Origin of the sequence: Nocardia sp. NPDC058244, assembly GCF_042882065.1 — a bacterium.
Classification (GTDB): Bacteria; Actinomycetota; Actinomycetes; order Mycobacteriales; family Mycobacteriaceae; genus Nocardia.
In genome coordinates this window covers 636,762-648,919 of record NZ_JBHVWX010000005.1, presented here as the reverse complement: position 1 = coordinate 648,919, position 12,158 = coordinate 636,762, and the positions used below count along the sequence as shown (strand labels likewise).

11 protein-coding genes are annotated in these 12,158 nt (G+C 71.5%); 3 read left to right on the top strand and 8 right to left on the bottom strand.

Annotation, left to right across the window (positions count from 1 at the left end):
• Positions 1 to 44 precede the first annotated feature (44 nt).
• Both ACFVW6_RS19470 and ACFVW6_RS19465 read right to left on the bottom strand, forming a co-directional pair.
• Positions 45 to 1,676 carry an MFS transporter gene (locus ACFVW6_RS19470; RefSeq protein ID WP_387792280.1) on the bottom strand — a complete coding sequence of 544 codons (1,632 nt, stop codon included), beginning with the start codon at positions 1,674 to 1,676 and terminating at the stop codon, positions 45 to 47.
• 136 nt (positions 1,677 to 1,812) lie between these two features.
• On the bottom strand, positions 1,813 to 2,415 hold the full coding sequence (locus ACFVW6_RS19465; RefSeq protein ID WP_378829404.1) for a TetR/AcrR family transcriptional regulator: 603 nt from the start codon (positions 2,413 to 2,415) through the stop codon (positions 1,813 to 1,815).
• A 213-nt stretch (positions 2,416 to 2,628) separates the two neighbouring features.
• Here ACFVW6_RS19465 and ACFVW6_RS19460 point away from each other — a divergent pair, with 213 nt between their 5' ends.
• Positions 2,629 to 3,153, top strand: coding sequence for a hypothetical protein (locus ACFVW6_RS19460; RefSeq protein WP_357350307.1), 525 nt, complete (start codon positions 2,629 to 2,631; stop codon positions 3,151 to 3,153).
• A 176-nt stretch (positions 3,154 to 3,329) separates the two neighbouring features.
• Here ACFVW6_RS19460 and ACFVW6_RS19455 read toward each other — a convergent pair whose 3' ends face one another.
• The 4 genes from ACFVW6_RS19455 to ACFVW6_RS19440 all read right to left on the bottom strand — a co-directional run bounded on the left by ACFVW6_RS19455 (position 3,330) and on the right by ACFVW6_RS19440 (position 7,255).
• Positions 3,330 to 4,103 carry a 2-phosphosulfolactate phosphatase gene (locus ACFVW6_RS19455; RefSeq protein WP_378829402.1) on the bottom strand — a complete coding sequence of 258 codons (774 nt, stop codon included), beginning with the start codon at positions 4,101 to 4,103 and terminating at the stop codon, positions 3,330 to 3,332.
• A gap of 168 nt (positions 4,104 to 4,271) precedes the next feature.
• On the bottom strand, positions 4,272 to 5,249 hold the full coding sequence (locus tag ACFVW6_RS19450; protein WP_378829400.1) for a hypothetical protein: 978 nt from the start codon (positions 5,247 to 5,249) through the stop codon (positions 4,272 to 4,274).
• Positions 5,250 to 5,289: 40 nt separating this feature from the next.
• Positions 5,290 to 6,015 (bottom strand): glyoxalase, encoded by a 726-nt coding sequence (locus ACFVW6_RS19445; RefSeq protein WP_378829397.1) that lies wholly within the window; start codon positions 6,013 to 6,015, stop codon positions 5,290 to 5,292.
• A 40-nt stretch (positions 6,016 to 6,055) separates the two neighbouring features.
• Positions 6,056 to 7,255 (bottom strand): glycosyltransferase, encoded by a 1,200-nt coding sequence (locus ACFVW6_RS19440; protein ID WP_378829395.1) that lies wholly within the window; start codon positions 7,253 to 7,255, stop codon positions 6,056 to 6,058.
• Positions 7,256 to 7,412: 157 nt separating this feature from the next.
• Here ACFVW6_RS19440 and ACFVW6_RS19435 point away from each other — a divergent pair, with 157 nt between their 5' ends.
• Together ACFVW6_RS19435 and ACFVW6_RS19430 are read left to right on the top strand one after the other, a co-directional pair.
• Positions 7,413 to 7,793, top strand: coding sequence for a PPOX class F420-dependent oxidoreductase (locus ACFVW6_RS19435; protein WP_355280237.1), 381 nt, complete (start codon positions 7,413 to 7,415; stop codon positions 7,791 to 7,793).
• 76 nt (positions 7,794 to 7,869) lie between these two features.
• The gene (locus ACFVW6_RS19430; protein WP_378829392.1) at positions 7,870 to 9,159 is read left to right on the top strand and encodes an acetyl-CoA C-acyltransferase; all 1,290 of its coding nucleotides are present in this window, start codon (positions 7,870 to 7,872) and stop codon (positions 9,157 to 9,159) included.
• Between the two features lie 10 nt (positions 9,160 to 9,169).
• Here ACFVW6_RS19430 and ACFVW6_RS19425 read toward each other — a convergent pair whose 3' ends face one another.
• Together ACFVW6_RS19425 and ACFVW6_RS19420 are read right to left on the bottom strand one after the other, a co-directional pair.
• Positions 9,170 to 10,549, bottom strand: coding sequence for a TldD/PmbA family protein (locus ACFVW6_RS19425; protein WP_355280434.1), 1,380 nt, complete (start codon positions 10,547 to 10,549; stop codon positions 9,170 to 9,172).
• A gap of 11 nt (positions 10,550 to 10,560) precedes the next feature.
• Positions 10,561 to 12,090: a TldD/PmbA family protein gene (locus tag ACFVW6_RS19420; protein ID WP_355280240.1), complete on the bottom strand. Its 1,530-nt coding sequence runs from the start codon at positions 12,088 to 12,090 to the stop codon at positions 10,561 to 10,563.
• Between the last annotated feature and the right edge of the window lie 68 nt (positions 12,091 to 12,158).

Below are 12,158 nucleotides of genomic sequence, written 5' to 3'. Positions count from 1 at the left end.
GGCCGGTGATCGTCTGACGATCACCGGCCCGTCCGCGGCGGGGCTCAGTGCGCGGTGCCGCCGGTGGCGGGTGTGCGCCCGTGCCGCATGATCACGGCCAGCACCAGGGCCACGGCCGCCGCGGCGCCACAGACCCAGAAGCCCAGCTCGTATCCGCGATCACCGAACACATCCGGAATCGGGGCCGGGGGCTGCGCCTGGCCGCCCACGCTGATCAGCGCGGTCATCCCGTTGGCGTGCAGGAAGGCGGTGACGATGGCCAGGCCGACGGCGACACCCATCGACTGCATGACGCCGAGCATGCCCAGGCTGATGCCCTGCTGCTCCTGCGGGACCGCCTCCACCATGAGAATCGGCATGGCCGCGTAGTAGAACCCGAAGCCGACGCTGAACACCGCGTTCACCAGCAGGAACACCGTGCTGGTATGCGGCAGGACCGCGAAGGCCGCGGCCGAGCAGACGAAGATCGCCAGCGCGATGACCAGCGGGATCCGGGCGCCCATCCGGCGCGCGATGACGCCGGCGAGCGCACCGCAGACCATGGTGACCACCGCGCCGAGCAGGGCGATCCGCACCGCGAACTCCAGCAGGGTGTATCCGCTGCCGTAGGTGTAGCCCGGATCGAGCGTCACCTGGACGGCTTCGGGCGGCAGCGGCTGCCCCGTCATGGCCTGCACCTTGGCGAGAATGCCCTGCTGTGCGCCCGCGGTGACGGTCGCCTCGTCGGGCGTCTGGGACATGTAGGCGATCGCGTAGGAGACGACGCCGATCTGCAGCGAGGCGAACAGCGCCCCGGCCAGCACCAGCGCGACGCGCGGGTGGAACAGCAGCTTCATGTCCATGATCGGCTGTGCCACCCGGGTTTCCACCAGGACGAACAGCAGCAGCAACACGACGCCGGTGATCACCCAGGCCAGCGTGGTCGGCTTCGCCCAGCCCCAGTCGTGGCCCTTGTCGAGGTAGATCAGGATCAGCGCGGCACCACCGGCGAGCAGCAGCGCGCCGACATAGTCGATCCGTTCCCGCACGCGCAGCTTGGATTCCGGGACGACGAAGTACACCAGCGGCAGCATCACCAGGGTGAACGCGGCCAGGCACCAGAAGATCGCGCGCCAGCTGTAGTTGTCGACCAGGAAGCCGCCGAGCAGCGGTCCGGCAATGGCGGAGACGCCGAGGCCGGTCGCGGTGACGCCGAGGCCGAGCGGAACGTACTTGCGTGGCATCAGGTCCCGGATCAGGCCGTAGGCGATGACCGCCGTCGCGATGGCGGTGGCCTGCAGGCATCGGCCGAGCAGGAAGATGCCCCAGTTCGACGTGGTCGCGTCGAGCACGCAGCCGATCATGAACAGCACGCCGCAGATGAGGAACATCCGCTTCTTGCCCCAGACGTCGCTCATCTTGCCGATGAGCGGCGAGGCGGCGGCGCCGATCAGGCCGAAGACGATGATGGCCCAGTTGATGTTCGCGCCGACGCCGGGGAAGGTCGGCGCGATCTTCTGCAGCGCCGCCGACACGATCGTGTACTGCATCGGCGCGATCTCGGTGAACAGCACGATCACCGCGAGCACGGTGAAGATGCGGGCCCGTGACGCGCCGTCCAGTCGGCCGGTGTCGTTGGTGTCCGGGTCGGTCGTGACAGGACTCGACAGCTTCGGATCTTCAGGAATGGTGGACATGCCACGCTCCGTTTGTTCGGGAATTACTTCGAGAGGGAGTGGAGCGCCGCGCGATCGAGTGTGACGTAGATCGCACGACTTCCGCCTCGGAGTATGTGACCCTACCGAGCGCTAGGTTGGTGAAGTTATGTAAACGTTATGTTTGCTCCCGCTGAGTGGGTGAAAGCAGCGAAACGAAGTCTCGATAGGCGGCCGTCAGGTCGATATCGTCCCTGGCCAGCAGCCATTGGACCTGCAATCCGTCCATGACCGCGAGCAGTAGCGGCGCCGCCTGTTCGGGGGTGAGTCCACCGGGCAGCTGATCGCCGAATTCGGTGCTCAGCAGGGCGGCGAAGTCGGCTCGGGCCTTGGCGTAGCGTTCGGTGAAGAACTCCCGCGCCGGGTGCGCCTCGGTGATGGACTCCCCGGCCAGGACCGTGAACGCCTGGACCAGGTCCGGGCGCTCGGCGTTGTACTCGACGATCTGCTCGAGGTGGGACAGGCGCGCGTCGGCCAGGCGGGCGACGAACGCCGCGAAATCCCAGCGGTCGCGCGCTTCGAGCACGCCGGCCAGCAGGGCGTCCTTGCTGGGGAAATAGTGCAGAACGCCGGCCTGGGTGAGGCCGACGCGGTCGGCGACGGCGGCCAGGGAGGTGCCCTGGTATCCGCGCTCGGCGATGAGGGTGGTCGCGGCGTCGATGATGGCCGCACGCCGCGCTTGTGCCTGGGCCGCCCGGCCGCCTTGCTGTCCCCGAGTCACTCCGCGAGCGTATCGGTCCGGTGCGGGTCGGCGTGTCGGCGGGCGTGCCGGGGGCGACCGGTCGGTACGTCCAGATGGTGTGAATTCCGCTGTGGGGCAGCACTATCCGGATCTCTCGGAAGTGATGTTATGCACTATAGCCATGGCGCATCATGGGTGGGTATCGCGCCGGGACCGGGGTTGGACGGGCTCGGCAAATCGGAGGGAAAACCCATGAAGTTCAAGCAGTTGCTGGCTGCCGGTGTCCTCACCGTGGCGGCGACCGGTGTCGCCGCGGCCACCGCGTACGGCGCGCCGGTCACCGGCCCCTCGGTCGCCGGTGTCGACGGCGCCGTCGCGTACACCGCGGCGGTGGCGAAGGACGGTTCCGCGGCGACGGTGGAACTGGCGGCGGGCAGGTTCGAGCTCACGCCCGACGCCTCGGTCGCCGTGTTCGCCCCGGACGGCAGCCGGATCGGCCTCATTCCGACGACGGTGCAGCCGGTCGCCGGGCCCGCGGTGCGGGTGATCCCCGAGGTCGACGCGGCGGCCACCACGCTGACGCTCACCCCGGTCGGCGCGCCCGCCCTGAATCCGGTGGCGCTGCAGCAGATCGATCAGACCGGCAATATCGTCGCCGGTATCGCGATCGGCTGTGTGGTGGGGGCGCTGATCGGGCTGATCTTCCTGGTCGTCTCCGCCATCCCCGGCTGTGTGATCGGGGCGGTGATCGGCGGCATCATCGGCGCGAACCAATAGGGGAGGCGCGCGGCGGGTGGTCGGTCGGCCACCCGCCGCTGTGCTGTGTGGAGCACCGCTGCCCGTGGCTCGGCGCGTGGTGCGATTTCGCGGGACGCGACCGCCCGGAGGTGGCCCGCCGGGCCACCCGGTGTCGCTGAGGTGCCGAGGGGGTGGCGGGCACCCGCGTCCGGCGCTCAGCTGCCGGAGCGGTCGGTGAACGCGCCGGCGGTGAGGACCGGCACGGTGGTGTCGGCGTCGAGGTCGATCGCGATCGCGACGTCGTCGGCGAAGCCGATCGCGGCGAGCTCCCGGCCGGACGCGCTGGATGCGATCAGCTCGGGCACGTCGGCCGTCGCGGCGAAAGTGGTTGCCGCCGACTGTGCCTCGGGTGACGGGGCGGTGGCCGACCGGTCCAGGAGAGCGGCGGCGAGCGCGCCCGCCCCGACCCAGTCCTCCAGCGCGGGCCGGAGCGCTTCGCTACCCGGCCACTGTTCGCCCGCGGCGACGATCGCGATCGGCTGTTCGGGCGTGCCCCACCCCTGGGCGATCAGCCAGTCGGCGACGGCACTGTAGTTGCGAAGACACCCGGCGACGACCGTGCCGCCGTCCACGGTGGCCGCGATGGCGGACCCGTTCGGCGACGGCAGCACCAACCGCTCGGTGAACGGCGCCCGCCGGATCGCGGCGGGCGAGAGCGACCACGGCCGCGCCTCCTCCGCCTCGCGTCGCCCGACCGCCAGCGCCGCCCCGTGCCGATCGGCGAACTCCCGCGCCGACGCGTCCCGCCATCGATACGGGTACACGGCCGTCCCCGCGCCGGTCGCGACCGACACCGACGTCGTGAACGACAACACGTCGACCACCACGACGGCCGCCGCACCCGGCCCGATCGCCGCCGCGCCCGCTCTACCCCAGTCCACCTTGATCCCGAACCCTCGCTGCCGCGACCACTCCGGCGCCGAACGCACCCTGCCCCTCCTCGACTCGACCGGCGAATCCACCAGTCCACCACACGGATCCGCGCGACTCCAGCCTTCCGCTCGCGCTGTGCGCAATCGGTCGCGAGGCGCCGGGGACCCGTGACCGGGCCGTCGCAGATGGCCCGCTGCTCGAACGGCTGCGGGTCAGGGGCGGAGTCAGCGAACGAGCGCCGGAGTCAGGTCGAGGTCGGTGGGTGGGCGCAGGCGGCGGAGGGTGCCGTCGATGCTGGTGACGTAGAGGGACCAGGCGGGACCGTCGGGGGCTAGGCGGGCGGAGGTGGGGCCGATCGGGGGTCGGGCGGGCAGCGGTCCGGTGGGCGGGATGGTCCAGCCGGTGGCAAGGGTGCACCAGCGGCCGGTCGCGGTGTCGACCTGGTAGACGCTGCCGGAGTAGTCGCCCGCGACGAAGGCCAGTCCGCTCGCGGCGGTGTCGAGATCGTCCAGTCCGGGGAACAGGCCGTCGGGGATCGCGGCGATCGGGGTGGGACGGTCGGGGGCGTCGAGGGGGACGCGCAGGATCTGGGAGGTGGCCACGTCCTCGGTGAGGACGGCCCGGTGGTCGGCGGTGAGGGCGAGGCCGTTGGGGCGGGGCACCGGCGACCAGCCGAGCGTGAATTCGCCGGTGGCGGGACGGTAGCGGCTGATGCCGACCGGTGGCCACGGAATCGACAGCTGGGTCAGCAGCAGGTCGCCGTCGGGGAGCAGGAGCAGGCCGTTGGGCTGCACCAGATCGGGCAGCAGCACGGTGACCTCGCCGGTCGGCAGGTGTAGCCGCCGGAGCGTGCCACCACCATCGGGGGTGGTGCCGTCGCCGGTGAGGAAGTAGAGGTCGGCGCCGGAGCGGCGCAGCCCGGCGGGATTGTCGAGCCCGGTGAGCAGCGTGGTGACCCGGCCGTCGGCCGCGACGTGCCGCAGCTCGCCACGCACGATGCCGGAGACGTAGAAGCCTCCCGCGCCGTCGTATTCCAGGTTCTCCAGGCCACCGAGGTCGGCGGCCAGCACCTCGGCCTGCCACCCGCCGCCGCATCCCGGCTCGGCCCGCGCCGCCGCCACCGGCCCGAGCCCGGTGATCACCACCGCCGCGAGTGTCGTTGCGAGACAGCGGATATAGCGCGTGCCGGAGCGTCGATCCATGGCCGAAGCCTAGACCGTCGCCCGGCCGCGCCGCACCGGGTCAGCCGGGTGCGGTGGTGGTCAGCCAGGTGGCGAGCAGGTCGGAGGCGGCGGTGTCGGCGGACAGGGCGGCGTGCTCCGCGGCGGTCAGCTCGACGGCGTCGAGCTCGGCCCGCCAGCGGGCGAGCCGTTCGGAATCCTCGGTCGCGACGGCGATTTCGGCCAGCGCGGCGTAGGCGCGGGCCCGGTCGGGGGCCGACGCGGCCGTGGCGAACCGTCGCAGCCCGGTTTCCAGGACGCGGGCCGCCGCCTTGTCGTCGTTCTTGAAATCGCGCAGGATGCGGGCATTGTCGAGGACCTTGGCCAGCCCGGTCAGCGCACGGGAGCCGCCGTATTCGAGCTCCATCGGCTCGTCGCGCTGGATCACCAGCAGCGTGTTGCCGACCGGATCCACGAGGGAGAACCGGGACTGCCCCGGCCGGAACCGGGTGATTCGCGGCAATCCCTTGGCGGGGATCCGGCCGTACGCCGCGCGCAGGGCCGCGGTGAATTCGGCGTGGCGGGCGGCGACGTCGTCGACCATCACCAGCGCGCCCACATGCTCGGTGGGCAGCGTGACCCCGGGCGGCGCGGCCGCGAAATGCAGTGCGCACCCGTGCCCTTCGACCGCGCCGTAGACATAGGGCCTGGTCTGCTCGTAGGTGACGGTGTAGCCGAGTGCCTGGTAGAAGGCCAGCGTGGTCGGCAGCTCGCCACTCCACAGCAGCGGCACGGCGGTATCGGTCATCGGTGTCCTTCCGGAGAACGCGGGTCGGTCGGATCCGAGGTTAGGAAGACTTTCGCGAAACCGCCCATAACTCGTCGGGCGAGCTCAGCAGCCGGTCGGCGGCGACCGCGGCGCCGTCGCGGACGATCCGCTCGCCGACCGTGCGGGCCGTGGTCGCGGCGTCGAGCGCGCCCTCCAGTGCCGTGTGCGGGTCGTCGGTGGCGGTCAATGCGGTGCCGATGCCCAGCTCGGCGACCCGCCCGGCGTAATAGAACTGGTCGAACATCTGCGGCACGACGACCTGCGGCACTCCCGCCCGTGCCGCCGCGTGGGTCGTGCCCGCGCCACCGTGGTGGACCACCGCGGCGACGCGCGGGAACAGCACCTGATGGGCGACCTCGCCGACGATGTGGCAATCCGGGCCGTCGTCCCGGGGCCGCAGATCCGCCCAGCCCCGGCCGACGACGATGCGACGGCCGAGCGTCCGTGTGGCCTCGATCATCCTGTGCGCCACAGCTTCCGGAGCACGGACGCTGCCGAACCCGACGTAGACCGGGGGATCGCCGGCCTCGAGGAAGTCCGCCAGTGCGGGGTCGAGCGGGCGGGTGTCGTCGAGCATCCACGCGCCTGTCTGGACGACGTCCAGATCCGGTGCCCCCGGCCAGGGCGCCAGGAGTGGGTCGGCGGCCAGCCACGGCCGCTCGGTGAACAGGTGCGCGCGCACGTCCTCGACGTCGGGGAGTCCGAGCCGGGCGCGGGCGGCGTTCAGCGGCGCCCGCCAGACGCCGTTCCACAGCTGCCGATCCTGTTCCCAGCGGGCGGCGATGTCGCCGGTGGGGGCCGTGCCGAAGACCGGCGGCGCCAGCCGCGGTGACGGCAGTGTCATCGGGGCGAACGCCGCGTACACGTACGGCACCGCCAGCGACTCCGCGATCGAACGCGCGGCGATCGCCAACCCGCCCCCGCCGACCACCGCGCCGCAGCCCGCCGACGCCGCACCGACCGCCGCGAACTGGGCCGCCACCGTGTCCTCGACCATCCGCTGCCGCTGCTCCGGCGTCGGCACGCCGTGCGGCTTCGCCGTGCCGCGCACCTCCGGCCCCACCGGGACGTATTCGACACCCAATTCCCGCGCCCGGTCGGCGAAATCGGGCGGCGCGCACAACACCGCCTCGTGCCCGAGCGCACGCAGCCGCACCGCGAGCGCGAACATCGGCTGCGCCTCCCCGCGTGACCCGATCGTCGACAAGAGAACCCGCATGTCACACCCCGTCCTGCGCCCGGATCTCGGCGCGCGAACAGCGATTCTGCACCCCCGCCCCGCCCTTGCGGCAAGCCCCGTTCGCCGGTAGACAATGAAAGGGGAAGCGCGATCGGCGGCCGCTGCCGCACGCGCCGACGGGCATTAGGCTGCGAGCATGACCAACCCTCTCGGTGAGCTGCAGACCGCGAACTTCGTCCTCCTCACCACCTTCCGCAAGGACGGCACCCCGGTGGGCACCGCCGTGTGGGCTGTCGCCCGCGACGACAAGCTGTTCGTGTGGACCGTGACCGACAGCTGGAAGGTGAAGCGGATCCGCCGCAATCCCGAGGTGACGCTGCAGCCCTGTGACGCGCGCGGGAAGGCGCACGGTGCCGTCGTCACCGGCACCGCCCGCCTCCTCGACGCCACCGAGACCGAACAGGTCCGCTCCTGGCTGCGCCGCAAGTACTGGCTGACCGGCCCGCTGGTGATCCTCGGCAGCAACCTGCGCCGGGGCAAGGCGGGCACCATCGGCATCGAGATCACCCCCGCCTGACGGATCACCCGAAGCAGTACCCAGTACCCGGGGTATCGGATAACGTGGGCTCAGCGGAACCTCCGAAGGGACTCACATGGCCGAGAAACGCACCCGCGCCGTCGTCGTCGCGGGCGCGCGCACACCGTTCGTGCGCGCGTTCACCGATTTCACCCGCCTCGACAGCATCGCCCTGGCCGGCGCCGCCGTCCGCGGGCTGATCGACCGCACCGGGATCGCGCCGGGCGAGATCCAGTCGATCGTGTGGGGTGGCGTCATCCTGCCGAGTCACGCGCCGAACATCGCCCGCGAAGTGGCCCTCGATCTGAAGCTGGACTTCGGGTGCGAGGGCTACACGGTGACCAGGGCGTGCGCGTCCGGTCTGCAGGCGGTCACCTCGGCGGCCGCGGCCATCGAACGCGGCGAGTACGACATCATGATCGCCGGTGGCAGCGACTCCACCAGCAATGCCGAGATCAAGCTCCCGCAGAAGGTCGTGCACGCCGTCGCGCCGGTGGCGCTGGGCAAGCCGAAGCCGAAGGACTACCTCGACGTGGTCCGTCAGCTCGCGCCGTTCACCGATGTCCTGCCGCGGCAGCCCAAGATCTCCGAGCGCACCACCGGCGAGGTGATGGGCGAGTCCGCCGAGAAGATGGCCAGGATCAACGGCATCTCCCGCGCCGACCAGGACGAGTTCGCCGCCCGCTCGCACCACCGCGCCGCGGCCGCCATCGCCTCGGGTCGCTTCGACGACGAAGTGGTTCCGGTGACCACCCCGTCGGGCAAGCGCGTCGACACCGACGGCCTGGTCCGGGCGAACACCAGCGTCGACAAACTCGCCACCCTGCGGCCGGTGTTCGCCGAGGGCGGCACGGTCACCGCGGGCAATGCCAGCCCGCTCACCGACGGCGCGTCGGCAGTGCTGCTGATGAGCGAGGAGAAGGCCCGCGCCCTCGGCTTCACCCCGCTCGCGGCCGTGCGCTCGTGGAGTTTCGTGAGCGTCGACCCCGCCGATCAGGTCCTCATCGGCCCGGCCGTCTCCATGCCGCGCGCCCTCGACAAGGCGGGTATGACGCTGGCCGACATCGACCTCGTCGACATCCACGAGGCCTTTGCCGCCCAGACCCTCTCGGTACTGCGCATGCTGGAAAGCCCCGACTGGGCCAAGTCCCGCCTGGACCGCGACGAGCCGGTCGGCACCGTGGACATCGACACGCTCAATGTCCACGGCGGCTCGATCTCGCTGGGCCACCCCTTCGGCGCCACCGGCGCCCGGATGGTCACCACCATGGCCAACGAACTGGCCCGTACCGGCAAGCAGACCGCCCTGCTCGGCATCTGCGCCGCCGGCGGCATCGGCGCCTCCGCGGTCCTCGAAGCCGTGTGAGCCTGGACGACTACGTCGCCTGGCTCACCGAGGACATGTGGAAGTCGGGGATGCGCAGCGGTGGCATGGCGGTGCGGGTGAACCAGTCCTTCCATTCGCGGGGCAGGGTGATCTCGGTGGCGCCGGCTTCGCTGATGCGGCGCAGGAGATCGAGGGGGCTCTCGTTGAAGCGGAAGTTGTTGACGGCGGCGGTGACCCGGCCGTCCTCGACGAGGTAGACGCCGTCGCGGGTGAGGCCGGTGAGCAACAGGGTGGCCGGGTCGACCTCGCGGATGTACCAGAGGCAGGTCAGCAGCAGGCCGCGTTCGGTGCGGGCGATCATGTCGTCCAGGGACGCGTCGGAGCCGCCGGTGAGCAGCAGGTTCTCGCCGGGAACCGTGGCCGGAGCGGAGAATTCGGCGGCGGTGGCCCGCGGGTAGACCAGCGATTCGATGACGCCGGCGCCGATCCAGTCGACGCGCTGGGCGGGCAGGCCGTTGTCGAACACCGACAGCGACTCCGACGACGACGGCGTCGCCACGAACGGCCGGTACTCCAGACCGCTCGCGTTCGGGTCGGAGTAGAGGGTCAGCGGAATATCACTGAGCCGCTCCCCGATCCGGGTGCCGCCCGCGCGGGAGAAGGCGGTGTGGCCCTCGTGCGCGCCACGGCCCTCCATCGTCCAAGCCAGGTAGATCATCAGGTCGGCCACCGCCGAGGGCGGCAGCAGCGTCTCGTAGCGGCCCGCGGGCAGGTCGACGCGGGTGGCCGACCAGTCCAGCCGCCGGGACAGCTCGGCCAGCAGGCCGGGGGTGTCGACGTCGGTGAAGTCGGCGGTGCCGACACCCACCCAGGCGCTGGCGAGATCGGCGCCCTCGCCCCGCTTCCCGTTGATCTCGACCGACCCGGTGGGCTGGCTGAACCGGCGGCGGATCCCGGTGGAGGTGCCCAGCCAGGTGGTGTGCAGCTGGTGGTGGGCGAAACCGTAGAGCCGGTCGGTGCCGTCGAAACCGGTCGACAGATCGCGGGCCAGGCCGGCGAACACGTCGATCTCGGTGGCACCGGGCGCGTGGTCCCAGGTGGCGGTGTCGTCGACGGTGGGTTCGAGCAGCGGCATCGCGTCGCGCGCCGGGGTCGCCGTGCGGGCGGCCTCCTCGCTGGCGCGCACCACGGCCTCGATCTCGGCCGGGTCCACGCTGGTGGAGCTGATGCTGCCGACGCGGGCGGCGTTGGGGCCGTCCCGGAACACCGAGATCACCGCCCAGTCCCGCGACACCGACGACCCGTTGGTGGTCATCGAATTGCCCGCCCAGCGCAGCGACGCCTCGTGCGCGTCGGTGACGATCACGATCGCCTCGTCGGCCTTCGACGCCGCCAGCGCGCGCTCGACCACCGCGCCCGCGGGGAACACACCCGATGCGCTCACTGGCCGCCCTCCGTCCGGGTATTGAGAATGTTGACCCCGCGCACCAGCACCGACGGGCAGCCGTGGCTCACCGCCGCCACCTGACCGGGCTGGGCCTTGCCGCAGTTGAACGCGCCACCGAGCTGCCAGGTGCTCGGTCCGCCGACCGCTTCCATCGCTCCCCAGAAGTCGGTGGTGGTGGCCTGATAGGCCACATCGCGCAGCTGTCCGGCCAGTTCTCCGTTGCGGATCCGGAAGAACCGCTGACCGGTGAACTGGAAGTTGTAGCGCTGCATATCGATCGACCACGACTTGTCGCCGACGATGTAGATGCCGTCGGAGACCCGCGAGATCAGCTCGGCGGTCGTGGTGTCGCGCTCCGGGTCCGGCTGCAGCGACACGTTCGCCATCCGCTGGATCGGCACGTGATGCGGCGAATCGGCGTAGGAGCAGCCGTTGGACCGCGCCAGCCCGAGGCGCGGGGCGAACACCCGGTCGAGCTGGTAGCCGACCAGCACGCCGTCGCGCACCAGATCCCACCGCTGGCCCGCCACGCCCTCGTCGTCGTAGCCGACCGTGGCCAGCCCGTTGACCTGGGTGCGGTCCCCGGTGACGTGCATGATCGGCGTGCCGTAGCGCAGCGTGCCCAGCTTGTCGGGGGTGGCGAACGAGGTACCCGCGTACGCGGATTCGTAGCCGATCGCCCGGTCGTACTCGGTGGCGTGGCCGATGGACTCGTGGATGGTCAGCCACAGATTGGTCGGGTCGATCACCAGGTCGGTCGGGCCCGCGACGACGCTGGGCGCCTTCACCTTCTCGGCCAGCCACTCCGGGATCCGCGCGAGTTCGCCCGCCCAGTCCCAGGTTCCGTCGGCGCCGGTGACGTACTCCCAGCCGCGGCCCGCGGGCGCGGCCAGGGTGCGCATGGTCTCGAAGACCCCGGAGGCCGCGTCGACGGTGATCGCCTCGAGCTGCGGATGCAGCCGCACCCGCTGCTGGGTGATCGCCGACCCGGCCGTGTCGGCGTAGAAGACCTGCTCCTTGACCTGCAGCACCGACGCGGTCACGTGGTCGACGCCGTCGGCGGCCGAGAGCCGCTCCGAATAGTCCTGCAGCAGCGCCACTTTGTCGGCGGTCGGCACCGCGAACGGGTCGAGGTCGTAGGCCGACACCCAGGACACGTCCGCGTAGCGCGGCTCGTCGGCGAGCTCGACGCGCTCCCGATTGAGCGAGCGCAGGGCGGTCGCGACGGTGACCGCGCGCCGGGCCACCTCGGCGGCGGTGTCGGGGGTGAGCGCGGCGTGCGAGGCGAAACCCCAGGTGCCGTCGACGATCACACGCACGGCCAGGCCGAGCTCGGTCGAGTCGGTGACGGCCTCGACCCGCCCGTCGCGCAAGCGGATCGACTGGGTCACCAGCCGCTGCACCCGCAGATCGGCGTGCTCGGCCCCGGCCGCCCGCGCCGCCGACAGGGCGGCCTCGGCCAGCGCGCGCAAGCCGAGTGCGCGGAACTCCTCGTCCACTTCTCCGGAAGTCGCGGTAGTCACCCGGCCTACGCTAGCCGGTGGGACCGACACGCGGGAGCTGTGCCCGGCATTCCGCGAAAACCCGGTTC

What these genes read in the sequence shown, in the direction of transcription:
- ACFVW6_RS19470 (WP_387792280.1), bottom strand. Translation starts at nt 1,676, where the DNA reads ATGTCCACCATTCCTGAAGATCCGAAGCTGTCGAGTCCTGTCACGACC.
- ACFVW6_RS19460 (WP_357350307.1), top strand. Translation starts at nt 2,629, where the DNA reads ATGAAGTTCAAGCAGTTGCTGGCTGCCGGTGTCCTCACCGTGGCGGCG.
- ACFVW6_RS19450 (WP_378829400.1), bottom strand. Translation starts at nt 5,249, where the DNA reads ATGGATCGACGCTCCGGCACGCGCTATATCCGCTGTCTCGCAACGACA.
- ACFVW6_RS19445 (WP_378829397.1), bottom strand. Translation starts at nt 6,015, where the DNA reads ATGACCGATACCGCCGTGCCGCTGCTGTGGAGTGGCGAGCTGCCGACC.
- ACFVW6_RS19440 (WP_378829395.1), bottom strand. Translation starts at nt 7,255, where the DNA reads ATGCGGGTTCTCTTGTCGACGATCGGGTCACGCGGGGAGGCGCAGCCG.
- ACFVW6_RS19435 (WP_355280237.1), top strand. Translation starts at nt 7,413, where the DNA reads ATGACCAACCCTCTCGGTGAGCTGCAGACCGCGAACTTCGTCCTCCTC.
- ACFVW6_RS19430 (WP_378829392.1), top strand. Translation starts at nt 7,870, where the DNA reads ATGGCCGAGAAACGCACCCGCGCCGTCGTCGTCGCGGGCGCGCGCACA.